The following is a 24,186-nucleotide window of genomic DNA, read 5'->3' on the forward strand; positions in this document are numbered from 1 at the left end:
TTTAAAGGTGGTAGATACTATATGAGTACATTAAAGAAGATTACTAATAATATTTCGAAAGTTATTATAGGAAAAGATGAATCGATTGAACTGGCAGCTATAGCTCTTATAGCAAGGGGGCATATTTTATTAGAAGATGTACCTGGGACAGGAAAAACAACGTTAGCGAAAAGCTTGGCTAAAAGTGTGGACGCTAAATTTCAAAGAATACAATTTACAGCGGATACTTTGCCTGGAGATGTTATTGGTCTTGAATATTTTGATGTGAAGGAATCGGATTTTAAAACGAGGTTAGGTCCTATTTTTGCAAATATCGTATTAGTGGATGAAATTAATCGAGCTGTACCGAGAACACAATCTTCGTTACTTGAGGTTATGGAAGAGCGTACTGTTACAATTGCGAAACAGACACATTCATTACCAGAACCTTTTTTAGTTATAGCAACGCAAAATCCACTCGAATCAGCCGGCACATTTCCGTTACCAGATGCTCAGTTAGACCGGTTTTTACTCACAATACGCCAAGGTTATCCTACGAGAGAAGCTGAAAAGGAAATGATGAATCGGTTTCAAATGAATGATCCATTAGAAACGTTACATTCTATTATTTCAAGTGAAGAAATTATTACGATGCAAAAGCGTGCAAGAGAAGTGTTAGTAGGGAATGATGTGCAAGATTATCTCCTTGAAATTATTGAAGCAACTCGTAACCATGAGTTAATTGAAATTGGTGTAAGCCCTCGGGGAACGTTGGCATTTATGAGAGCAATTCAAGCACGGGCAATATTAAATGAAAGAGATTACTGTACGCCAGATGATATTAAGACGCTCGCTGCATCCGTTTGTGTTCATCGTTTAACGTTAACGATTGAGGGAGAGATGAAAACGACGAAAGAACAAATTATGAAAGAAATTCTTCATACGATTAGTGTGCCAGTGGAGAATGTACGATGAATCAACAGCTTGTGTATACACCTTTAGCGGAGCCTTTCGTAATGGGGGTTATGTCAGTTGTAGCCGTTATTTTAAGTGTATTTTCAAGTAATCTACTGTTTTTATCTCTCGTATTTTTATATGTAATTTTAATAGGTGCTATGCATGTATATATACGTAAAGTATCTCGTGTTGAATGGGAATACAGTCAAGGGAATTCGAACGTTTTTATAGGTGAAACGAATATGTGCAAAATGAAAATTTCAAACAAGTCGATATTTCCTATTCTTAATATTGTATTTCGATTTAAATGTGAAAATAAGCTAACTTGGAATCATGATGAAATAAACAAAAATCATAGTACAGGTTCAAATTATTATATGAATTTTAATTTAAAAGGAAGGGAGTCAGTTTCATTTGATTTGCAAGCTGTAGCGTTAAAAAGAGGCATCGCGAAATGGGAAGAAGTTGAAATTGTTATTACTGATCTCTTTGGATTTATAACGAACCATATAACATATAAACAAGTTGATATGCCCTCTTATTTAGTCTTACCAGCTGTTCCGAAAATACAAGTTCCTGAATTACAAGAATGGTCACGAGGATTTCGAAAAGCGATGTCTTCACCCTTATATGATGAAACGAAAGTAATGGGAGTAAAGTCTTATGAAAATGAAGATTTTCGTTCCATCCACTGGAGTGCAACAGCGAAAACAGGGACGATAACTGCGAAAAAGTATGAGCGAACACAATGTGATAAATACGCGATTTATCTCAACTTGCAAAATAAAAGTGGTGTTTCTTTGCGAAATGATATAGAAGAATTAATTGAATTAACAGCAGGCATATGTAAACAACTTCTTATGCAAAACTGTTCGTTTGAAGTATGGATTAATAGTGTGAAAGATAATGGTTTGCTACATATAAAAAATGGAGATAACCGGAAACATTTGCAAAATGTATTAAAGGTACTTGCCTCAATATCGGATCAAGATACACCTATAACTTCTTCTTATTTTTACACAGCTGGATTTCGGCGAAAGGAATTAGATGCGGTTCCTTTAATTCTTGGTACTTCCCCAAGGAAATACAGTAGAACGAATAAATGGGTCGTAATTAAAGAATAAGAAGGGGTTTATGTCATGGCTAATAAAGAGAGACATGTGAAAGTAAAGTTGTGGAGTGTTAGAGTATTAATACTACTTTTCTTTACGGTTAGTGCGATAACGTTATCACAAGGTGTTGTGCATGTACAAGACATAGTAAATGGGCTTTTTTCTAGTAAGACGGAGACAATATCGGAAAGAAATTATGATTTTACTAGTGTAGACGCACAGTTTGATGAACCTGAAAGAATTATAGATGAAGAAATAGGAGTTGTAGATACAAGAACAAAAATATATAGGGAAATTCCACTTTTTGTACGAAAAAATTCATGGACTGATGTGTTTTCTGTTCTTTCAAATGCATGGATTAGTGTCGTTTTTTATGTAATTATTGCATTAGTTATTCTATATGCTTTTTATAAATTAATGAGGAAAAAGGTAACAAAATCAGAAATAGAACAGGATAAACAATCGATAACAAAGGAAAATACGGATAGAACCGAAAAGAACAAGAAAGTGAAGCATCAGTTTGAACAGCCGTTACCTAAAGATACGATAAGGAAAACGTTAGTTGAATGGGAAAGAACATTACCATTTCACGAACAAAGAAGGTCTTATGAAACGATGCAACAATGGTTAACGAGAATTTGTAGAACGAGAGATATTATTTCGATATATGAGTCTGTTCGTTATGGTGAAAAGACGTATACGGATTTAGATGTAGAGAAGACTGTACGATGGATAGAGCGAGACGGTAAAGGGTGACATTAATATAAGTAAATAAAATTACCATATAATTAATTTTATTTACTTATATTTAATTATATGGTAATGTATACTTACTTTTTTATATCAATACTAATGGAAATGGGTTGTCTTAATAGAGTATTGCTCGTTACATTTTTTGTGGAGTTATCTTCACTACATCAATATAGAATGAAAAAGAGATAAAACAATTACTAGTAGCATGTAAATAAGAAATTATTATTTATTTTTAAATTTTTGTAAGGGTGTGAAAACAGAATGAAACCGGTATTGAAAAACATACTCCTTTCCTTTATTTTTTCTGCAGCAGGGATGTGTTGGTTTCTGTTTATGGTAGTTAGAGGAGGCGGAGACTGGTTATTGTCTTGGATAGGTGTATTAATGGCATTTTTATCTTTATACACGATAATAGATTTATATTGTAAGTATACATACGATAAAAAAACGAGTAAATTGTTTATCAAAGCAACAATTACTACCTTTAGTTTTGCAGTATTGGGAATCACCTTTGGTATTGTACACGAGCTATTACAGCCATGGAGTCTCAGTTTAATGGTTTGGTATTGGTTGTTAGTGTTACTTTTGTTTGTAACGACCATAATATTGTTAGTTTTTGTATTATTTGTTAATCGTAAAAATTATAATATTCCTGGAAGATATAGAATACTTATACTGTTTAATCTATTTCTTACGTTAGTACCAGTACTGTGGCCACTACTTCTTACTATTATAGGAAATGGTATGAACGCTAGTGCAGGATGGTAAAAGTTAATAGAGTGCTTAAAAGAACGTGTTTATAAATGAAAACACGTTCTTTTTTTATTTCCATACATAATTTTTTCTCATCTGGTCGCCAAATTTTGAAAGTAAGTATTTCGTAAGGAATGGATAAGAAAAAAGAGAGATTTATCATATAGGATGAAAGTATAGCTTGAATCAATCCGATATTAATGGAGGAGAGAAAGCCTTATGAAAAAATGTAATTCAATTAAGTTAGCAAGTTTTGCAGTTTTATTAGCGGGTACTGCTCTATTCACACCTGGTTTTACTGTGACTGCAGAGTCAACTCAAAATATTTCTAGTTCGTCACAAGTACATGATCAAAAGAATCGTAATGGCTGGAAACAAGTAATGCAGGAAACAGTACAGCTTGGTGCTGTAGGAATATTAGCTAAGGCGTCTAATAACGGAAAAACTAGTAGTTTTACTGCTGGCGTGGCGGACTTAAGTACAAAGAAACCGGTGAATTCGGATTATCGCTTTCGGATTGGTAGTGTGACGAAGTCGTTTACTGCCACGACTATTCTTCAATTAGTAGGAGAAAATCGCTTACAACTTGACGATCCAATTGAAAAGTGGCTACCGGGTCTCGTGCAAGGAAGTGGGTATGATGGTAATCAAATTACGATACGACAACTTTTGAATCATACGAGTGGTATCGCTGAATACTTAAAGTCAAAAGACGCGGACATAATGAATTCGAAAAAAACGTATACAGCAGAAGAAATAGTGAAAATAGGCCTTTCGCTGCCTCCAGATTTCTCACCGGGTAAAGACTGGTTGTATTCAAACACAGGATACGTAATACTAGGAATGCTTATTGAAAAAATAACTGGAAATAGTTATGCGGAAGAAATCGAAAAGCGAATTATTGAACCTTTGGACCTATCAAATACGTTTTTACCAGGAAATTCACCCGTCATCCCAGGAAAGAATCATGCTCGTGGATATGTGAAAATGGAAGGAACAGGCGAGTTGAAAGATATTACTTATTATAATCCGAGTTTAGCTAATGCAGCTGGAGATATGATTTCTAATGCGGATGATTTAAATAAGTTCTTTTCATCTTTACTCGGTGGTAAGTTACTGAAGGAACGCGAGCTAAAAGAAATGCTTACTACAGTTCCTATAGAAGGAAAAGGGGTTGGTGACGCATACGGTCTTGGAATCTATGAGACTAAACTTCCAAACGGTGTTTCAGTTTGGGGGCATGGAGGAGGAATTCCTGGATTTACAACTTTTGCTGGGGGAGTAATTGGAGGCAAACATACATTGGCTATCAGTGTTAACTCTATAGGTGGGATCGATATTGTTCCGCAGTTTAATAAAATGATGCAAATTGAATTTAAGAAATAGATGAAAAGAAAGCGAATAGCATTCTGTTGTAAAGGACAGTATTAGCATTCCTAGTATGACATCAAGTGTAATTCAACAATAAAAAGGATGTCAGTTACACGACATCCTTTTTTATTGTTGAGCAAAGAGGTGTGTTTTTGATTCTGAAAATTGTTATTTTTACAATCATTCCATATAATGAAGGGGATAGGGGTTATACAGGGGAGTTATGAATGGATAATACTTTAGTTTGTTAATTATTTTTATTTTAATAAATAATAGTAACTAGATGTGGAGTGAAATTCATTGGGAGAAAATCAGTTTAGATGGAGTAACAAGCAATTAAGAGAACATGTTGAAGTAATAGACGGCACAAGAAGTCCACACATTTTATTGAAAAATGCAACTTATTTAAATTCCTATATACGCGAGTGGATGCAAGCACATATTTGGATCTATGATGATCGCATTATTTATGTAGGAGAAAAACTACCAGTGCAACTACAAGGATGCGAAGTCATTGATTGTGAAGGAAAGTATGTCGTACCCGGTTACATAGAACCGCATGCACATCCGTATCAATTATATAATCCAGAAACGTTAGCGAATTATGCGATGCAATTTGGGACGACTACTTTTATTAATGATAATTTAACTTTATTTTTCACATTACAACGTGAAGAAGCATTTTGTTTATTAGATGAATTTGAAAAGATTCCAGCAAGTATGTATTGGTGGTGTCGTTTTGATGGACAGACTGAATTGCAAAACGGGGAATCTTTATTTAATCGTGAAGAAATAATAGAGTGGCTAAAGCATAAAGCAGTTCTTCAAGGCGGTGAGCTAACAGCGTGGCCAAAGTTATTACATGGCGATGATGAAATGTTACATTGGGTGCAGGAAACGAAACGATTACAAAAAAAAGTAGAAGGACATTTTCCAGGAGCATCTGAAACGACTTTAGCAAAGTTAAAACTGTTAGGTACAGATTGTGATCATGAGGCGATGACAGGACAGGAAGCTTTTGCTCGTCTTATGCAAGGTTACACGGTTTCCCTAAGAAATTCTTCAATCCGTCCAGATTTAGAAGTGTTACTGAAAGAATTGCTGGAACTAGGAGTAAAGCAGTTTGATAGATTTATTCTTACGACAGACGGTTCACATCCTTCGTTCTATGAAAATGGAATGACAAATGTAATGATAGCTACCGCGATAAAACAAGGAGTGCCAATAATAGATGCTTATCATATGGCAAGCTATAATATCGCTCGTTATTACAATATGGAACATCTACATGGTTCAATTGCGACAGGTAGAATTGCTAATATTAATATTTTGGAAAGTAAAGAAAACCCGGTTCCAATAAGTGTAATTGCAAAGGGGAAATGGGTGAAGCGTGACGGTGTAAATACACATGAGGCATTACATATAGACTGGAGTAAACATAAAGTAACTCCATTATCACTAGATTGGTCAATAGAAAAAGAGGATATGATTTTCTCTAATAAAACGGGGATACACTTATTAAATAACGTTATTACAAAACCATACACTAGTGAAATCAATATAGACTGTGATGAATTGTCCACAGATCATGATGAATGTTTCCTTATGATGATTGCTCGTGATGGCGGTTGGCAAGTGAATACAGCTGTGAAAGGTTTTGCAAAAGAACTAGGTGGGCTTGCTAGCTCTTATTCTGGTACAGGTGACATCATTCTTATAGGAAAAAGAAAAGAAGATATGCTTACAGCTTTTCGTAGAGTAAAAGAGCTCGGTGGTGGAATGGTCATAGCAGAAAACAATGAAGTGTTACACGAAATAGCATTACCATTGCTCGGGATTATGTCTAATTTAAAAATGAGAGAATTAATACAGGAAGAGAAACAGATGGTGAAATTACTACAAGAGCGTGGCTACGCGTATGATGATCCAGCATTTACAATTTTATTCTTTTCTGCGACGCACTTGCCTTTTGTACGAGTAACACCTATAGGATTATATGATGTGAAAAGTAGTAAGGTAGTTGCCTCGCCCGTGAATTTGATAAAGCAATATTAAAAGGAAAGATCCTATAAAAATTTTATTTTATAGGATCTTTCCTATTATTAGCATAAGAATATTGTAAGCCTCAAATGATATAGTATCTAAATCATTTGAGGTGATATGTAAATATGAAAAAAATATTTTACATTTTAAGCGTATTTATTCTGTGTGTATCGATACAACACGTTGTACATTCCCAATCAGATGCACCAGAGTTATCTTCGGATTGTCTCGAAGAAAGAAAAGTTAGAGATGAAAAGTATGTGAAGAATATAATACAGGACATTAAATCCACATTTAATTTAAATATTGATGAACATAGTTTTTGGGAAGTAAGTAAAAGAGATCTGGAGGCTGCTCATTTGATGTATGGTGGAAAGGAAAATGATTCTTATTATACTTCGCTAACTAAAATTTATGATAGTGGTGGATTTAGCGAACAGCCCAGCCTATTTGTGAGGGCGCAAGAAGCATTTTTACTTTATAAAGAAAAAGATAATATCAATGTAATGAAACGCCTAAAACTAGACGTTGAAAAAGGGGAATGGCTCGTTATAAAAACGAAAAAGAAGAAAGGGAAAAAAGTGAAATTCAAGCCGTTGCAATGTGAAAAAGATTATATGAAAAAGAAAAATGAGTATCATAATATAAAATGAAATAACGAAAATCTTACAGGAGAATCTATCTTTAATAATTTATAAACGAGACAATAAATTTTATTAGTAATTTTTCTATAAAAAACGTTATTTTAAACATTAAAATGACGTTTTTTATATGCTTAAATCTTTTGCAACGCACTCTCAATCTTTGCAGCTAAATCAGCAGACACTTTATGAAAATACCCTAAAACGACCTTTCTGATATCATCGGATATAACTTTTAAATCACTAGCTAAGTTTTCAGCGAGATGCTCTTTTTCTATCGGCTGTAACTTCGTATAAAATTCACCAGCCTGCGTAAAGTCATCCTGTTTCGTTATAGAAGTTCTTTCAAGTTTACCTTCAACGTACCTTCCTTCACCGGTTGTAATTTGATTAGCAGGTGTCCAATCTTGCTGCTGGTTAATCGTTAATTTGCGAAATTCTGGACCAATTCTTCTTCTTTGTGAATCACTGTAAATGTTAGCGCGCCCTTGCAGCATTTTATCATCTGATAGTTCTGCACCATCCAGTAAATTAGAAGGAGAGAATGCGACCTTTTCTACTTGTTCCATAAAATTTTCAGGATTTTTATTTAATACCATTTTCCCGACTGGTATGAGAGGATACGTCTGTTCATCCCATACTTTTGTGTCATCTAAAGGATCATAAGATAGGTGCGCTTCATCTTTCGGATCCATGAGCTGGACGTATAAACCATACTCCACTGGTTTACCATTTTTAATAGCATCATATAAATCTTTCCCGCTATAATCAGGATTTTCAGCAGCTAATTTAATTGCTTCTTTACTAGTAATGTATTGTACACCTTCAAATGGGTACCAATGATACTTTACATACTTTCGATTACCTTCCGCATTTCTCCATACATATGTATTAACACTATGTCCTGGAATGTGGCGAAGACTTTTGGTCGTACCATTATTAGAGTATAAACGGACAACAAAATGAATCGATTCAGGTGCTTTAGCGACAAAACTCCAAAATCTATTCGGGTCTATTAAGTTATTTTTAGGTGAAGGCAATAATGCTTGAATCGTTTCAGGGAAACGCATTGGATCACGAACAGAAAAAACAGGAATGTGATTACATAAAAGGTCAAAAATTCCTTCTTTTGAATAAAATTTTGTAGAAAAACCGCGTACATTTCTAGCAGTATCCGGTGTTCCTTTCGTACTAACAGCTAACGAAAATCGAACCATAACAGGAACTTTCTCATTAGAATTTTGTAAAAAACTTAATTTAGTATGTTCAGACATCGAATATATCGTTTGAAAATAACCGAACGCACCAAATCCTTTTACATGAACAGGCCTTTCTAAAATTTTTTCATGAATAAATTGTTGTAATGACTCATGCAGTACACTATCTTGTTCTAGTACGGGGCCACGTAAACCAACTGTTTGAGAGTGGAATTTAGCTGGTTCAGTAAGTTCTCGATGTTTATTAAAGTCTTCATCTAATAAATCTTTTTTATATTTATCATGTTTTTCATTCATCGATATAGCCTCCAAATTTTTTCGTCGATTGTTACTAAATATGATTTTATAGTCCCAATTATGTATGACATGCAAAGTTCAAAGCAGTAACATACCGCTAGATGAAAAAAACACATATGTAGTGGACCTGTTGAAATAGAAGAAATTATGGAAAAATGAATATCGGGAAGAGAAAGCACACGTTTTAATAAAAATGTGGAAGAAAACCACTATTAAAATTTCAATCTTAAAACTTAATTTATAAACGATTATATAGAGAATGAACGTTAAAAAAGGAAAAATAACTAGGAGGAATTTAACATGTCGGATTGGTTTCAATTAGATAAAGAATATATGGTGTCTACATATTGTCGTACAGAGGTTGCAATGGAAAGAGGAGAAGGATGTAATCTATATGATGTAGATGGTAAAGAGTATTTAGATTTATTTTCTGGCGTAGGAGTAAATGTATTAGGATACAATCATCCTAAAATTGTACAAACGACAATGGAGCAAGTTGCGAAATCGTTGCATTTACCGTTTCATTTCTTAAACCCAGTTGCAATTGAGTATGCAAAGAAATTAGTAGAGTGTACTTTAAAAAGCGGAAAAGTCTTTTTTACAAACTCTGGTACGGAAGCGACAGAAACGACATTAAAATTAATTGATAAATATAGAACTATTGCGAATGAAGAACGTGATGGAGTAGTTGTGTTAAAAGATAGTTTTCACGGGAGGACGTTAGGGGCACTACATTTTACGAGACAAGAAAAGGTATATCAAAATTTCCCTAAAACATCTATTCCTGTATATGAAGTAGAGCGCGAAAATATAGACCAATTAGAAGAGACCATTATTAAAGAGAACCCAATTGCGATTATGCTAGAGCCTGTTTTAGGAAGTGGGGGGATTTATCCTTTATCAAGTGAATATTTACATGGTATTCAATATTTATGTGAAAAATATAATGTACTTCTTGTCGTTGATGAAGTTCAAAGTGGTATGGGTAGAACGGGAAAACTATTTGCTTATCAAAATTTTAATATTACACCGGACATTATTCAAATTGGTAAAGGAGTAGGAGGCGGGATACCGCTAGGAGGAATTATTGTAGGTGAAAAGTTATGTGATGTATTTGCACCTGGAGATCACGGTACAACGTTTGCTCATTCATCTATGGGAACGGCTTTAGGGTTAACTGTATTAAACACATTGATTGACGATGGTTTAATGCAAGAAGCGTATGAAACGTCACTATATTTAAATGATAAATTACAAGAAATTCAGAAAGAAAATTCTTATTATATTCAGGAAGTACGTCATGCTGGCATGATGTTTGGAATTAGTCTGAATGATACGTATGAAAATGTGAAGAAATTACAGATTGAGCTAATGAATAAAGGAATGTTAGTCGATGTAACACAAGGGAATATTATTCGATTACTTCCGCCGTATATTATTACGAAAGAGGAAATTGACGCATTTATTAATCAGTTTATTATTTGTTTAGATAAAGTTGCTGCTGTAGTAAGTGCTTAAAAATTAAAGCTATATTTTATATAAAGTGCACTCTAATTGTTAGAAATAGTTTTACAATTGGGGTGCATTTTTTATAGTAGAATTTTGTGAAATACAGTCGTTATGAAATGAGAATGAAAAAATAAAAGGAACTTTATTAGATTTGATACATTATTTATTGATATTTGGTTGGTGAGGAAAAGAGAAAGTAAATGTGTAAAGATAGTAGATAAAACGAGTGGTACTAACAACTAATGATAGAACGTTTTGAAAATAATAGCATACGAATATATATATATGATAAGAATGAGGTGATATATTGAAAAATAATGATATTCAATTTACTTCTTTACAAATGCGAACTGATAGATTTGGGTGGGCTGGTATTCAATATACAAATAAAAAGCAAGCTATCTTATATACTCGAAACGGAGGAGTAGAATGGGAAGTTGTTAATCCTCTAAATTCAATTATATTATTTGGATATCCAATAAATGCTCGAAGCTCTTGGGCATATGGTTTAACAAAAACTAATGATGATTTATTGCCCGCTATATTTTATACAGTTAATAGAGGGGAAAGATGGAGTGAGTTTATATTACCAATTGAAGAAGAGTGGGAGAAATCGACTGATATTCAAGTACAATTGCATGCCACCAATATGGATAGTATATGGATTGTATTGTCTAGAAAGCTTGCATCAAATAAATTTGAACATAATTTATACTACATGAAAACGAAAGGGAGAGTATGGAAAGTAATTAAAAATATAAGTATTAGTGATAGTATTTCAGGAATAACATTTATAAACGAGTTAGTTGGATTTATTTCATTGCACAAACAATATGAAACATCAGCGGTATTTAAAACAATAGATGGCGGGGTAAATTGGCAGCCTATAAAAGATATTCCAAGTCTTGAAGGAAGTAATAATGAGACTTCTATGGCTTATAAAGCAATCTATAAAAATAACTTGTTAGTAATACCAACTAAAATGAATAATGATGTATTTTTAATGAATTACTCATTTGATAAGGGGAATTCGTGGCATATTTCAAATAAAACAATAAATACTAGTAAAGCGGCTGTTTCTTTTTTTAGTTCCTATTATGGCTGGGTTATAAATAGTGAACATGGAAGTGTATATCAAATAATAAAAAAAGGAGCAAAATGGATAAAGGTATCAAGTAATCCATTGTTGAAAAATGTATTTTGTTTACATTTTTTTAATCGGCGTAAAGGTTGGGCGTGTAATAAAAAAGAAATATTTACTACAACGGATAGAGGTATAACATGGAAAAAGATAGTATATAAAATTAATAATGTAAATAAATTAGTTTAAAACAGTCCTAAAGAAATTAGGGCTTTTTTTTGTTTTTAAATGGTGAGAGTTGTAACAAATAATGATAAGAGGAAGGGAACGAGTGTAGAACTTATATTTTCAAAAATAGACGATTGTTTTTACACAGTATAATTCACTTTTGAATATGTTAATAAAGTAGCAAATTCATAGGAAATGGTAATACTTAATATTTTATCCCGCTTTAATGGGCGGTAAGACCCCACCTCAAAATTTAGTGAAAGCAAAGAATTTAGGTGGGGGTCGGGCTGCCCATTAAAGTCCGATTGGTGAGGGCTAATAATCAGTGGGGGATGAAGAAAACCCCCACTGATTAAAGTTTCACTTTATGTCACATGATGTGTAAAGGGGGCGTGTAATGAAATCGTTAACGGTTATTATTTTGTATAGTGAAAGAGAGCAAATATTAGAAGAGTCAATTCAATCTATATGGAAGCTAAATCCTCTTGAAATTATAATTTTAGTTCCTAACGATAGAAGAAATTTGTATGAAATAGCAAAGAAAAATAAATGCCATATTGTTTTGATGGATAAATATAGTACGTATTATGAGGGGTATGAAGCTTCTGTAAAGGCAGCAAAAGGAGATGTTTTGTTATTTGTAGATAGTAATTTTTCAATATCTACAAATGAGATGAAGAAATTTATTGAACCAGTTGTTACAAATCAGGCTGATGTAGTATTAAACAAAATAGATAAATTTGTAGAAGTTGGTAAATGTCCAAATATGGATATTGTATGGAGAAAAATGTTAAATGAAATTTTAAGTCGACCAGATTTAAAAAGCAATTCAATACTTTCATTACCATATGCACTTGCGAAGGAAGTAGTAGTAAATATCGGCTTTGATTATATGAAAAATATCGTTCTAGCTCATATGAACATAGTGGATCAAGGATGGCGGATTAACGATCAATATGCAATAAAAACGTTATCTAGAGATGAAACGTTAGAAGAGGAAGGGTATTTAGTTAAAAAAGAATTGTCAGAAAATGAAAAGGAGAAATTGGGAAAATATTTAATCGGTATTTCTAAATGGATAGAGAAAAAGGGAAAAAGAGTAGGGTTTACTGATGCAGGAAAAAGAAGAGATATTGTTCAAAAACTAGGTGAATGTAAGCGATACCCTTCCTATCATCAAGGGTGGGGAATGCATTCTTCAATTTATGATGGGAAGCAACTTTCTGTCATTATACCGGTGCAAAATGAAGAGGAAACTATAGAACAAGTAATACTTGAGGCGAGAAAAATAGAACCACTAGAAATAATTGTCGTTGTAAATGGTTCGATAGATCAAACGGCCAATATCGCTAAAAGACTTGGTGCTACTATTATTAAATATAACGAACGACTCGGTCATAATGTTGGACGTGCTATTGGAGCGCTTGAAGCTACAGGAGATATTCTTTTATTTATTGATGGTGATTTTAGTGTTTCAGGAAGTGATTTACATCACTTTACAAAAGCAGTTTCAGATGGCATAGACATAGCGTTAAATGATTTGAACCCAATGCTCAATCCGCCTTTTTATATTGTTGATATTGTAAAATATATGCTTAATTTAGCATATGATCGCCCAGAATTAAGTAATGGATCATTAGTAGCTATTCCACATGCAATGAGTAGATCATGTTTAGATGCAATAGGGTGGGAAACTTTACTATGCCCTAGTCTTGCACAAGTAAAAGCTATATTACAAGGATATAGGGTAGAATGTGTTCATTATGTTGATGTTGTAAAACCGAATAGAATTCGTTTAAAGGAAAATGTAAGTCAAAATGGACATCCTCCAGCAGTATTAAGAATAATTGGTGATCATGTTGAAGCTCTCTCTTACTTGATAGAACAACTCGAAATGGATGGAAAGGGTGATTAAACTGTTAGACCAGTATAAAATAATTAACATTTCATATGAACAATTATGGCAAATGGATTTTCAAACTACGGAGCCATTTATACTCAAGGTTAATTGGGATAAAGTAACGTATGAATTTTTAATTCGTATTAAGCCCAATGCTTCTAACACAATTGTTTTTGGATCCGGAGCAGGTGGGTTTCAAGAACAACCAATTGGTCCACCTATTTTTCATCGACATTCTTGGATGAATGAATTTGAAGATACTGTTATATATTATAATGATCCTACTTTATATCTTGGAAAATTATCTTTAGGTTGGGGACAGGGAGAGTTAAATAGATTTTATTTACAAGATATAGCTAATATTCTAGAAATATTATTTATAAAGTTAAAAGTTGATTCAAAAAATGTCTTGTTTTATGGAAGTTCTGGAGGAGGATTTATGTCTTTAATTTTAGCTGGATTCGTTAAAGGTTCCACAGCTTTCATTAATAATCCTCAAACAAATTTAATAAAGTGGATACCTGTACCGGTAAATTTAGTTTTCGATTTATCTTATCCAGGTTTATCAAGAGAAGAAGTTGAGGAGAAATTTGGTGAAAGAATTAATGTTGTGAAATTTTTTAATCACATTAAATATGTGCCGAACATTTATTTTTTGCAAAATTTCGCGTGTGAATTTGATGTGCAAAATCATTTGCTACCATTTATTTCTGAATTAGAGCAACTTGATAAAGACACGGAAGTAAATCAAATTATAATTGACTTATATTTTGATAAAAAAGCAGGGCATGCAGCTGTAGGTAAGAGTGAAACAATTGAATATATAAAAAAAGTAAAACCTAATCAGACTGTAAAAGAAGAACAAAAAGAAGTGGACCTATCAGTCGTTATAGTTTTAGGAGAAGATAAATCAAAATTGAATCAAATTTTAAATAAAGTGCAGCATATAAAACCACTAGAAATTATTATTGTATCTGATGATAGAATGAGTGCGATACAATCTATATCAACATTTGTTGAAAGTAACGTTGTTGTGATTGAGGAGAAAAGTAAATGGAAAGCACCAGTTCAGGGGGCAAAAGTCGCCAATGGTGATGTGGTCTTATTTTTAAATGGAGAAGATGTTATTTTTTCGGTAGAATTAGAACGATTTATAGAACCGCTACTAAAAAAGGAACAGGATGTAATCTTAAATAACATAGACTCCGTATGTTTTGAAAAGATGAGAGTAGAATGGCCAAGTATTGCTATGGTGTATAGAAAAATAGTAAACGATGTATTGGGGCGCATGGATTTAAAATATGATTCGGTGTTATCTATGCCATATGCCATTAGAAAAAAAGCAATTGAGGACATTGGATATGACACTTTGCAAAATCCCGTTCTATCTCAAATAACTTTTATTGAGAAAGGGTGGCGACTACAATCCTCGTCAGCTATCACTAACACCTCCTTGAATAATATACCCACAAACAAAACCTCTTTCTATAAAAATGAATTAACTAAATTAGAAGTATGTGAGATTAAAGAAAACGTAAAAGCTTTGGAGAGTTGGTTACAACGAAAAGATGGTAGAGGTAACTATACAGATGGAGGAAGAAAAAGAGAAATTATAGAGCAACTAAAAAAAGAGAAGAATTATTCACTTTTTCATAAAGGATGGGGAATGAATTCCTCTATTTATAATGGAAAACAGTTATCGATTATTATACCAGCACAAAATGAAGAAACAACGATTAAAGAAGTTATTCTTGAGGCAAGAAAAATTGAACCGAAAGAAATAATTGTTGTAATTAATGGATCAACAGATCAAACAGAAGCAATTGCTAAGCAACTAGGAGCTACAGTAATTGTTTATCAAGAAGCATTGGGTCACGATGTAGGACGGGCAATTGGTGCACAAGAAGCCACAGGGGATATACTTCTCTTTATTGATGCTGATTTTGCTATTCCAGCAAAAGATCTTCACCCATTAACAAAGGCTGTTGCCAATGGGATTGATATGGCTTTAAACGATTTAAATTTAAATCTTAGATTTCCTCTATATATTGTAAATTTATATAAATATGTGTTGAATATTGCTTGTAATCGTAAAGATTTAGGAGTGGGATCCACAATTGCTGTTCCCCATGCTATTAGTAGAAAATGTTTAGAGGGAATCGGCTGGGATACACTTCACACAGCGTGTGTTGCGCAAGTAAAGGCAATATTAGAAGGATATAAAGTTGAATGTGTCCATTTTGTAGATGTAATGAAACCTAATCGTATTCGGCCACAAGAGCATTTTGCCACGATAGGACATCCACCAGCTGTATTAAGAATTACTGGGGATCATTTAGAAGGATTTTCGTATTTATTGAAGAATAAGGGTTTTAAAGATTTATTTTAAAAGGGAAATTTGTCTATTGAATGAGTAACCTCAACATTTCATTTATGCAACTTAACGATATTTAGTATTGTAATGAAACTGAAATCAAAAATTTTTATTATTTTTAGCTTAGGTACAAGTGAAGAGCATGTTTCACTGACTGATAATAAATGAACAAGTAACCAAAAGGTAAAGGCTTCTTTATATATATGAAGGAGCTTTTATCTTTTTTATTTTATGTATGGAAAGTAAAGAGTGAATAAAGTTGTAACAATATTTTTATTTCTGAATAAATTGATATTGGATATAAGAAAGGAGGAAATATCTTGTCTTGCATCAATAAAAGTTGTTTTAATATTTGTTTAGAAACTAAAGTCAATCCAAATGGTGGGGCAGAAATATTCGTAAGGTGCAATGATGAATGTTCATCTAATTTTAATGTAATACCGTTTATTGCATGTGTTTCTATTTCAGTAAAGGATGATTTGAGTTTTTTAGTTGATTTAGATAGTTTAATAAAACGTTAATTTTCTTGGAACCTAATAGTAAAATAACATCTAATTTATAAAATTTAGTAAGAGAGTCGTGTCCGAATTTAACTAACTGCATATATTGTTAAGAGAAAGGAGGGAGAGTTATGGCATGTACTACGAATAATGTTTGTTTTGATGTATGTCTTAAAATTACAATTACCCCTGGTAGTGGAATTGACGCTGTAGTGGATTGTGGGGGTGCATGTGGGACAAGTCCTACAATTGTAATTAGTCCTAGTGGATCAATTGTAATTACTTTACCATTAGTTGCATGTTTCTCAATTACACTAAACGATGATTTAAGTGTTGTATCTTCATTAACAAGCCTCTCTTTTCAAACTTCTTAAGAAAATCAAGAAATGAAAAGCCTACTTTCTACTTTTCTTTTGAACTAATGTAAAAATAAAAAAGATGGTTACAAACCATCTTTTTTATTTTGCTATATATTTAAATTGAATTTATATATTATCTGTTCGTAAGGATATACAATTAAGAGCATTCAGTGTCTCCTTTTTGTTCGAGGAGGTAAGAAATTGCCTCTATATGATCACCAATGATTTGCTGTGTTGCTAATGAAAGGTGGCCTTCCTCAGAGAAGTGTTTTTTGGGTCGAACTCGATTTATCTTGTCAACGTCGACAGAATGGGCTTTTTGTATATGCAAGCCTGCTAAAATTGTTTTAACTTGACTTAAGGTTGGTGAAAGAAGTGAATCAAATCCAATTATATCAATGCATTTTCGACTAAAAGCATGAGGGACAGCAATTGTGGATCCCATACCTAAATCTTTTCGATTACATGCTAAATTAACAGCATACTTACATGCAGTCACGATAGTATAAGGAAGACGATACATGTAGTAGTCCTCTAATTTATTTAAAGCTAAATCGGTTCCATTTTGAACAGATTGTACAAATGGTAATAAATCAGAACTAGGAATTAAGAAATCACCATCAATAAATAATAATATATCACCTTTTGCAAAATATGCACCAACGGCACGTCCGGTATCAATGCCGAGTGCTTCTTTGTAAGTAATAACTGTTGCACCGCAATTCTTCGCCAATTCCTCTGTTTTATCTGTTGATCCATTAACAATAATGATGATTTCTAAAGGTTTTAATTTCTGCACCTCAAAAATGATAGATTCTATCGTTTTTTCTTCATTTTGAACAGGGATAATGATGGATAATTGTTTATTTCCATAAGTATTTGAATAAAACTCTTTACCTGTAATTATTTTTGGTATAGCTCTTTGTTCGCCGTTTTGAAGTTCTAAAATAATATCTCGCCTTCGATTATTATCAGTATAGTTTCCTCTTGAATTTTGTAATATATTTATCCAATTTTCAATTGCTTCTAGGTGATAACGAATGAGTTGTTTTGAGGGGAAGGAGGGAATTTGCGGTATAGAAATTTTAAAATGATTGCTAATCCGAAATTTATTTTTAATAATTTTCATTTGTGCTAATATCGGATTTAATAAACTTTCTGGAGTAATTGCTTCAAGAATTTCTTTTGTTATTGCATAGGGAGGAAATAATAATGAGTTAACATGTAAATCTGGACGATGAAAAAAATGATTCGTAACTTGCTGCCAAATCATTTCTATGGTTGGCTTTTGCTTTTGATAAAAAAAATCATCTAAATTGTTTAATACTAAGTCAGCTGATTCATCTAGTAATGGTTGAAGAAATTGTTTAAGTAAGGAAGGGTTGATATTGTAATTTGCATCTAAAAATAAGAGGTACTTACCCTTTGCTTTTTTGGCACCAATTACATAACAATTATTTGATTCTGTCGGTTCTTCTAGCGTGATAATTTTACAATTGTAAGATTGTGCAATATCAATGGAATCATCGATACATCCGTTAATAGTAAGGATGATTTCTAAAGGCTGTAGTTGTTCACAGGCTTTCAAAATTTCAGTTAAAACTCTTATGTTATGCTGTATACGAATAATAATAGAAATCGGATTTTTACACATAAGTAGTCTCCTTTTTAATCAGAGGTAGTTATTAATAAGGTTAGATAAAATAGGAGATGTATATTTTATTATATACGTAACGACTATTTAGTTTTATCAGATTTAGAATTTTCATTACCTGAATTAGAACCTTTATTTATTCCAGAAGCGAGTAAATTATTGAGAACGCTAAGGTCTAATTGCATAGGGATTGAGTTTTCGGATGTAGTTTTCTCATTTTCTTTTTTTGTAGTTAATATAGTCTTTATATTTTTAATTTCTTTATATTGTTTTAAGGTAATGAAAAATCCAGAAATAATAAAGAGAAAAGAAACAGTAGCAAGTAAAAGGATTATTTCCAACATAAAACAGCCTCCTTTAAAACTACAATAATATTATAGTTGAATGTAATAAAACAGAATTCGAGCCAATGAGTTCACTTTTTAAATATATGCAAGTCTTTAGTAAAAGTTACTGATTTCTAAGTTAGAGGAAGCAATTATAGAAACGTTATAAATATAAATAAATGAAAGGTTCATTTATAGTGTAAAGGTATATATTATATAGCCTAAACTTCATTTTATAAAAAGTTAAATAGGGTGTAAATTTATACAAAAAGAGCATTTAATTGGACAAATAATTAATTATGTGAAATAATAATAACAGACAAGGAGACGTTGATTTCCCTTAAGTGCTTCGAATTAATTTTATTCAATAAGAGAAGGTGTGCTTAAAGAAGTTAAATTAAAAAAGGAGCTGTTTTATTATATGCAACAAAATAATGATTTAAATTTTGAACCTCAAGACGTTAATATTGTCAATCCTAAACAAGCCAGGAAAGCAGTAATTGCTACTGGTATAGGGAACGCAATGGAGTGGTTTGACTTCGGATTATACGCGTATTTAGCGGTAATTTTAAGTCAATTATTCTTCTCAGGTGTTGATAATAGTGGATTGCAACTTGTACTTACATTCGGTACATTTGCAGCAGCCTTTCTCGTTCGACCAATCGGAGGTGTATTCTTTGGTAGAATAGGAGATAAGTACGGCCGAAAAATCGTGTTAAGTACTACTATTATTTTAATGGCACTTTCTACATTATTCATCGCATTACTACCAACCTATGAACAAATTGGTGTATGGGCACCAATACTACTTTTAGTTGCCCGAATGATTCAAGGCTTCTCTACAGGCGGCGAATATTCAGGTGCAATGGTTTATATCGCAGAATCTTCTCCAGATAAAAAGCGTGGTATACTCGGTAGTGGTCTTGAAATTGGAACACTCTCAGGTTACATTGCTGCATCGGTAATTGTTACCATTTTGACGTTATTGTTAACAGATGAGCAAATGCTCAGCTGGGGATGGCGTATTCCGTTCTTAGTAGCTGCACCAATTGGTTTGGTCGGTTTATACTTACGCCGTCATCTAGATGAATCTCCAATCTTTGAAGAGATGGAAAAAGCACAAGAGGAATCTGAAGACAATGAACAATTTTCATTTATGGACATTATTAAGTATCACAAAAAAGACTTCTTATTAAGCACAGTAATTGTCGCCTTCTTTAATATTACGAATTATATGATTCTTTCGTATATTCCTTCTTATCTAACTCAAGTACTTAAAGTCGAAGAAACAACAGGCTTATTAATTATTTCTATTACGATGGCACTTATGATTCCACTAGCACTATATTTCGGTAAATTAAGTGATAAAATTGGTAATAAACGCGTTGTGCAAATTGGTTTACTTGGTTTAACTGTATTTGCAATTCCAGCATTTTTACTAATAGGTAACGGACATATTGCAGCTATATTTGCAGGTATTTTCGTATTAGGTTTCTTCTTAAGTGTATATGAAGGAACATTACCTTCATTATTACCATCACTCTTTTTCACTGATGTACGTTATCGAGCACTTTCGATCTCATTTAATATTTCTGTATCGATATTCGGTGGAACAACACCGCTTGTATGTTCATACTTAGTTCATGCAACTGGTAACCCGCTCGCACCGGCATTTTATTTAGCAGGTGTAAGTATTATTGGATTAGTTGTATTTAGTGTACTATTCGTTACGACTTCAGGGCGTGCGCTAAAAGGTTCATATCCTACAGTAGAAACGAAAAAAGAAGCACACCAAATTGCTAAAGAAGATCCTGAAGAAACACTTTGGTGGCATGAAGAGTCATTAGAAATTGAAGCAGGGAAGAATGCTTCCATTTAAAAAGCAACGTAGAAGTATAAAAAGACTCCTATGAATATAGGAGTCTTTTTGTTACGTTATTTCTTTCGTTTCTTCAAATTTTTTTGATATGCATAAAGCTTATGAATCTCTTTCTTAAATTCATGTAGAAGTACAGTGTTTGCACCATTTGAATACCGCACAGTATTATAAGCATCTATAATAATGTCACTTTGAATATTTACATCTTCTTCATCGTTTATTCTTTCTAGCCAAGTTTCAACAGTTTCTCCCCGTTTTCTATTTAAAGGAGAGGTTAACTTACTCTCTAGCTTAAAAATTTCCTTCCGAATTTCGTTATGTGGCGGTTTATTTCGTTTAAAACGATTTTGGCTCATTCCTTCTTTATCAGTAATGATAGTAGATTCGAAGACGTGCATATTTGGTAAACTTAAATGTTTTCGTTTTTTTACTATTTTCCAAACGACGTAAATAGCGATAGCTGTACAGACTATTATTGTAGCGCTATTTATGAGTATTGGATCAAAATCAGGAATTTTTTTTCCGTCTTCAATTTTTGGTTTTAAGAGATGTCCTTTATTTGCCCAAACATCTTCAGTATCTTTTAATTCCGCTGCTTTAATTAATGGCATTAAAGCATAGCCGACGCCTAATGCGACTACTTCCGTTATAAAACCAAAAATAAGTCGAATGAAAGGAAATATTTGAACAATTAATATACTCATTAAGCCAATCGTAATGATAGAAGCAAAACGTAATAGTTGTTGTTTGCGATTTGCCCCGGTTAACCAAAATGTAATCATAAGATGCAAGGCTAACATTAATAGTTTCCACAACGGTGGAAAGGGTGCATAAAATATAACTGAAACGACAAACCATATAATACCACCTAAAGATTTTTGAACTGGATATCCAGGTCCGACCACATGTACGATAAAGAAAAATAGTGGTAATATGATTGTGCCAAAAAGAGAAAAAGGTAAAAATAAAGAGAAAAGAACGATTTGAAGAACTAAAAGTATTACAAATCCTGTTGTTTTTTTCTGCATAAATTTATGAATAAGAAATACTCCAATATAGCCTGTTGTTAAAAATATTGCAATACTAATTAGTTCATCTCTTTCTGTTAATAATGAAAGCAGGAGGAGCAGAATGAAATCATGAATGTGATATAGCCAAGTTTTCAACCGATTCCACCATCCCTTCACTAGTAATGAGAAACGTTGGCTGCGAGAGAAGAGGGAGTTCATTTCTTTGTAAACCAATGTATATCATTGTAGACGATCGTTCTCTCTTTCTCGTTACATAATGAAGGAATCCTTGTTTCGGAAGTAACGTACTATCATCTGAAATACGGGCTAATTCTTCTAAAGCTTTTGCATATTGCGTTTGCCCTTCATGTAACGATAAATGTAATGCACCACCTTCTGCTAATACACTAATAAATAATTCAAACGGTATGTGATGCTTCGTTGCATATTGGCAAATGTATGTTGCGAATGAAATTAAATCTTCAACATTATCTTTCCAACCAAATCCACGATCGGCAGCTAAAGAAAGACAAATCGTCCAACTATAATTTTTTACAGGTTCATATTGCTTCGCTTGTAATTCCTGCATTTTAGCAGATGCCTTCCAATGAATAGAACGGAATGATTCACGTTCATAGCGTTTTACACCTATAATAGATGTTTCGTCATTGTAAAAAGAAAAATTCGTTTGATAGGATCCGATTAAAAGTTGCTGAAGTTCTTGCAAACCTGCTACTTCTTTAGGAGAAGGATACACAATAATTTCAGTCCTTAATTTATCAAAAACAGGTAAATGTACAGTTAATAGATGAAATGGATCTTTTAATACACATTCAAACTGTTCAATTTGAAACACCCCACGCTTCGTAGCGGTTAATGTTAAATCCCATTTTTGTGCCGAATGTGCAGGTTGTGAAAATGGGAAAGAGAATAACGTTTTTGATATTTGTTCAATGCCTTGCTCTTTATGCGGTATAAGGGACGAATTTAAATGAAAGTAACAAACACGATTAACGATCGGTATGCTGGCTCCATTTTTTAAATGAATAAAAAACTGTCCAGATTCCTCAGGAAAAAGCCGTGTAGTTTGTTTCTCATTTATGATTTGAAACTTCTTCTCTATGAAAGCGACATATTTATAAATAAAAATCGCAAATATATAATAGAAGAAAAAGAGAAACATAAGCATTCGTTGCGGGAAAAAGAATGTGAAAAGTAACGCGATTGGAACGGTTAGTTGAATAATATGAAGTTGAAAAAATAAAGGTACAGTTACAACGCGCTGTCCATTCATGCTTGCTCAATCTCCACGGGTACATCAACTTCTTTTAAAATACTTTGCATAATATCATTTTTTGTCGTACGTAATGCACCTTCCATTGATAAGACGATACGGTGATTCCAAACAGAAGGAACTAACAATTGTATATCTTCTGGTGTGCAATATTCTCTCCCATGTAAAAAGGCTAAAGCTTGAACAGCACGTACTAAAGCTAATGTGGCACGTGGGCTTACACCGTTAGCGATATAATCATGATTTCTTGTAGCATGAGCAAGTTTAATAATGTAATGTTCTAACGGTTCCGAAACAAATATTTCTTTTACTCGTTTTTGAGATTCTAAAATATCTTCTAATGAGATGACAGATGTGACACTTTCTAATGGTAAATCGTTCCGAAAACGTCGCATCATTTGTAACTCATCTTTAGGAGTTGGATAACCAATTGAAATCGTCATTAAAAAGCGATCAAGCTGTGCATCTGGAAGAGGGAAAGTCCCTTGTGATTCAATTGGGTTTTGCGTCGCAATAACAAAGAACGGTTTCGGCAGAGGAGTTGACTGCTTCTCAAGCGTCACTTGTCGTTCTTCCATCGCTTCTAACAAACTCGACTGCGTTCTCGGCATTGCACGGTTAATTTCATCTGCTAGCAAAATGTTTGTCATAACTGGTCCAATTCTTAATTCGAATTCGCTTGTTTTTGGGTTGAAGTATTCAATACCTGTTACATCACTTGGAAGTACATCAGGGGTGAATTGAACGCGAGAAAAACTACCACCAATACTTTTGGAAATGGTTTTCGCCAGTAACGTTTTCCCAGTACCAGGCACGTCTTCGAGTAGTGCATGTCCATCAGCAAGAAGTGAAACGAGCAGTAGATCAATAACATTTTCTTTCCCAACAAACACAGATCCGATGTTTTCTTTCAATTTATTTATCATATGTACCATTCCTTTCATTATAA

General features: G+C 33.1%; 20 protein-coding genes. 14 read left to right on the top strand and 6 right to left on the bottom strand.

Going from position 1 to position 24,186, the window contains the following annotated elements:
- Positions 1 to 21 precede the first annotated feature (21 nt).
- The 7 genes from ACTFRH_RS13660 to ACTFRH_RS13690 all read left to right on the top strand — a co-directional run bounded on the left by ACTFRH_RS13660 (position 22) and on the right by ACTFRH_RS13690 (position 7,621).
- A complete protein-coding gene (locus ACTFRH_RS13660; RefSeq protein ID WP_000105662.1) occupies positions 22 to 954 on the top strand; it encodes an AAA family ATPase in 933 nt (310 codons plus the stop codon).
- The gene (locus ACTFRH_RS13665) at positions 951 to 2,060 is read left to right on the top strand and encodes a DUF58 domain-containing protein (protein ID WP_001075938.1); all 1,110 of its coding nucleotides are present in this window, start codon (positions 951 to 953) and stop codon (positions 2,058 to 2,060) included. Before ACTFRH_RS13660 ends, ACTFRH_RS13665 begins: the two co-directional genes overlap by 4 nt.
- A 15-nt stretch (positions 2,061 to 2,075) precedes the next feature.
- Positions 2,076 to 2,804, top strand: a complete 729-nt coding sequence (locus ACTFRH_RS13670; protein ID WP_001284448.1) for a hypothetical protein — start codon at positions 2,076 to 2,078, stop codon at positions 2,802 to 2,804.
- 258 nt (positions 2,805 to 3,062) lie between these two features.
- Positions 3,063 to 3,569: a DUF3902 family protein gene (locus ACTFRH_RS13675; RefSeq protein ID WP_000805745.1), complete on the top strand. Its 507-nt coding sequence runs from the start codon at positions 3,063 to 3,065 to the stop codon at positions 3,567 to 3,569.
- A 204-nt stretch (positions 3,570 to 3,773) separates the two neighbouring features.
- Positions 3,774 to 4,940, top strand: coding sequence for a serine hydrolase domain-containing protein (locus tag ACTFRH_RS13680; protein WP_000710635.1), 1,167 nt, complete (start codon positions 3,774 to 3,776; stop codon positions 4,938 to 4,940).
- Between the two features lie 285 nt (positions 4,941 to 5,225).
- On the top strand, positions 5,226 to 6,980 hold the full coding sequence (locus ACTFRH_RS13685; protein ID WP_000504434.1) for an adenine deaminase: 1,755 nt from the start codon (positions 5,226 to 5,228) through the stop codon (positions 6,978 to 6,980).
- Positions 6,981 to 7,093: 113 nt separating this feature from the next.
- Entirely contained in the window at positions 7,094 to 7,621 is a 528-nt protein-coding gene (locus ACTFRH_RS13690; RefSeq protein WP_000719377.1) for a hypothetical protein, read from the top strand.
- 122 nt (positions 7,622 to 7,743) lie between these two features.
- Here ACTFRH_RS13690 and ACTFRH_RS13695 read toward each other — a convergent pair whose 3' ends face one another.
- Positions 7,744 to 9,123 (bottom strand): catalase, encoded by a 1,380-nt coding sequence (locus ACTFRH_RS13695; protein ID WP_001003074.1) that lies wholly within the window; start codon positions 9,121 to 9,123, stop codon positions 7,744 to 7,746.
- Between the two features lie 300 nt (positions 9,124 to 9,423).
- Here ACTFRH_RS13695 and ACTFRH_RS13700 point away from each other — a divergent pair, with 300 nt between their 5' ends.
- From ACTFRH_RS13700 to ACTFRH_RS13725, 6 genes are all read left to right on the top strand, one after another.
- The gene (locus ACTFRH_RS13700) at positions 9,424 to 10,641 is read left to right on the top strand and encodes an aspartate aminotransferase family protein (RefSeq protein ID WP_001286512.1); all 1,218 of its coding nucleotides are present in this window, start codon (positions 9,424 to 9,426) and stop codon (positions 10,639 to 10,641) included.
- Between the two features lie 298 nt (positions 10,642 to 10,939).
- A complete protein-coding gene (locus ACTFRH_RS13705) occupies positions 10,940 to 11,962 on the top strand; it encodes a hypothetical protein (RefSeq protein WP_000794259.1) in 1,023 nt (340 codons plus the stop codon).
- Positions 11,963 to 12,338: 376 nt separating this feature from the next.
- Positions 12,339 to 13,856, top strand: coding sequence for a glycosyltransferase family 2 protein (locus tag ACTFRH_RS13710; protein ID WP_000839306.1), 1,518 nt, complete (start codon positions 12,339 to 12,341; stop codon positions 13,854 to 13,856).
- Positions 13,857 to 13,908: 52 nt separating this feature from the next.
- Entirely contained in the window at positions 13,909 to 16,230 is a 2,322-nt protein-coding gene (locus ACTFRH_RS13715) for a glycosyltransferase (RefSeq protein WP_003301764.1), read from the top strand.
- Positions 16,231 to 16,535: 305 nt separating this feature from the next.
- A complete protein-coding gene (locus ACTFRH_RS13720) occupies positions 16,536 to 16,736 on the top strand; it encodes a hypothetical protein (RefSeq protein ID WP_001277651.1) in 201 nt (66 codons plus the stop codon).
- Positions 16,737 to 16,846: 110 nt separating this feature from the next.
- Positions 16,847 to 17,089 (top strand): hypothetical protein, encoded by a 243-nt coding sequence (locus ACTFRH_RS13725; RefSeq protein WP_000752466.1) that lies wholly within the window; start codon positions 16,847 to 16,849, stop codon positions 17,087 to 17,089.
- 142 nt (positions 17,090 to 17,231) lie between these two features.
- Here the strand turns inward: ACTFRH_RS13725 and ACTFRH_RS13730 are convergent, their stop codons facing one another.
- Both ACTFRH_RS13730 and ACTFRH_RS13735 read right to left on the bottom strand, forming a co-directional pair.
- Positions 17,232 to 18,728 (bottom strand): glycosyltransferase family 2 protein, encoded by a 1,497-nt coding sequence (locus ACTFRH_RS13730; protein WP_000335270.1) that lies wholly within the window; start codon positions 18,726 to 18,728, stop codon positions 17,232 to 17,234.
- An 83-nt stretch (positions 18,729 to 18,811) separates the two neighbouring features.
- Complete coding sequence (locus ACTFRH_RS13735; RefSeq protein ID WP_000889740.1) at positions 18,812 to 19,072, bottom strand: hypothetical protein; 261 nt, start codon at positions 19,070 to 19,072, stop codon at positions 18,812 to 18,814.
- A gap of 403 nt (positions 19,073 to 19,475) precedes the next feature.
- Here ACTFRH_RS13735 and ACTFRH_RS13740 point away from each other — a divergent pair, with 403 nt between their 5' ends.
- The gene (locus ACTFRH_RS13740; RefSeq protein ID WP_001186931.1) at positions 19,476 to 20,933 is read left to right on the top strand and encodes an MFS transporter; all 1,458 of its coding nucleotides are present in this window, start codon (positions 19,476 to 19,478) and stop codon (positions 20,931 to 20,933) included.
- A gap of 56 nt (positions 20,934 to 20,989) precedes the next feature.
- Here the strand turns inward: ACTFRH_RS13740 and ACTFRH_RS13745 are convergent, their stop codons facing one another.
- Genes ACTFRH_RS13745 through ACTFRH_RS13755 form a run of 3 tightly spaced genes read right to left on the bottom strand, consistent with a single transcriptional unit; the run spans position 20,990 to position 24,163 of the window.
- Positions 20,990 to 22,099: a DUF4018 domain-containing protein gene (locus ACTFRH_RS13745; protein ID WP_000860477.1), complete on the bottom strand. Its 1,110-nt coding sequence runs from the start codon at positions 22,097 to 22,099 to the stop codon at positions 20,990 to 20,992.
- Complete coding sequence (locus tag ACTFRH_RS13750; protein ID WP_001014385.1) at positions 22,071 to 23,237, bottom strand: DUF58 domain-containing protein; 1,167 nt, start codon at positions 23,235 to 23,237, stop codon at positions 22,071 to 22,073. The genes ACTFRH_RS13745 and ACTFRH_RS13750 overlap by 29 nt, the downstream gene beginning before the upstream one ends.
- The gene (locus tag ACTFRH_RS13755; protein ID WP_440048739.1) at positions 23,234 to 24,163 is read right to left on the bottom strand and encodes an AAA family ATPase; all 930 of its coding nucleotides are present in this window, start codon (positions 24,161 to 24,163) and stop codon (positions 23,234 to 23,236) included. The genes ACTFRH_RS13750 and ACTFRH_RS13755 overlap by 4 nt, the downstream gene beginning before the upstream one ends.
- Positions 24,164 to 24,186: the final 23 nt, after the last annotated feature.

Source organism: Bacillus cereus group sp. MYBK216-1 (genome assembly GCF_051916495.1).
Classification (GTDB): domain Bacteria; phylum Bacillota; class Bacilli; order Bacillales; family Bacillaceae_G; genus Bacillus_A; species Bacillus_A thuringiensis_K.

Excerpts from the sequence above, each read along its gene's own strand:
- ACTFRH_RS13725 (WP_000752466.1), top strand. The coding sequence starts at position 16,847 with ATGGCATGTACTACGAATAATGTTTGTTTTGATGTATGTCTTAAAATT.
- ACTFRH_RS13675 (WP_000805745.1), top strand. The coding sequence starts at position 3,063 with ATGAAACCGGTATTGAAAAACATACTCCTTTCCTTTATTTTTTCTGCA.
- ACTFRH_RS13700 (WP_001286512.1), top strand. The coding sequence starts at position 9,424 with ATGTCGGATTGGTTTCAATTAGATAAAGAATATATGGTGTCTACATAT.
- ACTFRH_RS13695 (WP_001003074.1), bottom strand. The coding sequence starts at position 9,123 with ATGAATGAAAAACATGATAAATATAAAAAAGATTTATTAGATGAAGAC.
- ACTFRH_RS13660 (WP_000105662.1), top strand. The coding sequence starts at position 22 with ATGAGTACATTAAAGAAGATTACTAATAATATTTCGAAAGTTATTATA.
- ACTFRH_RS13755 (WP_440048739.1), bottom strand. The coding sequence starts at position 24,163 with ATGATAAATAAATTGAAAGAAAACATCGGATCTGTGTTTGTTGGGAAA.
- ACTFRH_RS13680 (WP_000710635.1), top strand. The coding sequence starts at position 3,774 with ATGAAAAAATGTAATTCAATTAAGTTAGCAAGTTTTGCAGTTTTATTA.
- ACTFRH_RS13665 (WP_001075938.1), top strand. The coding sequence starts at position 951 with ATGAATCAACAGCTTGTGTATACACCTTTAGCGGAGCCTTTCGTAATG.
- ACTFRH_RS13670 (WP_001284448.1), top strand. The coding sequence starts at position 2,076 with ATGGCTAATAAAGAGAGACATGTGAAAGTAAAGTTGTGGAGTGTTAGA.
- ACTFRH_RS13710 (WP_000839306.1), top strand. The coding sequence starts at position 12,339 with ATGAAATCGTTAACGGTTATTATTTTGTATAGTGAAAGAGAGCAAATA.
- ACTFRH_RS13730 (WP_000335270.1), bottom strand. The coding sequence starts at position 18,728 with ATGTGTAAAAATCCGATTTCTATTATTATTCGTATACAGCATAACATA.
- ACTFRH_RS13735 (WP_000889740.1), bottom strand. The coding sequence starts at position 19,072 with ATGTTGGAAATAATCCTTTTACTTGCTACTGTTTCTTTTCTCTTTATT.
- ACTFRH_RS13690 (WP_000719377.1), top strand. The coding sequence starts at position 7,094 with ATGAAAAAAATATTTTACATTTTAAGCGTATTTATTCTGTGTGTATCG.
- ACTFRH_RS13740 (WP_001186931.1), top strand. The coding sequence starts at position 19,476 with ATGCAACAAAATAATGATTTAAATTTTGAACCTCAAGACGTTAATATT.
- ACTFRH_RS13750 (WP_001014385.1), bottom strand. The coding sequence starts at position 23,237 with ATGAATGGACAGCGCGTTGTAACTGTACCTTTATTTTTTCAACTTCAT.
- ACTFRH_RS13715 (WP_003301764.1), top strand. The coding sequence starts at position 13,909 with ATGGATTTTCAAACTACGGAGCCATTTATACTCAAGGTTAATTGGGAT.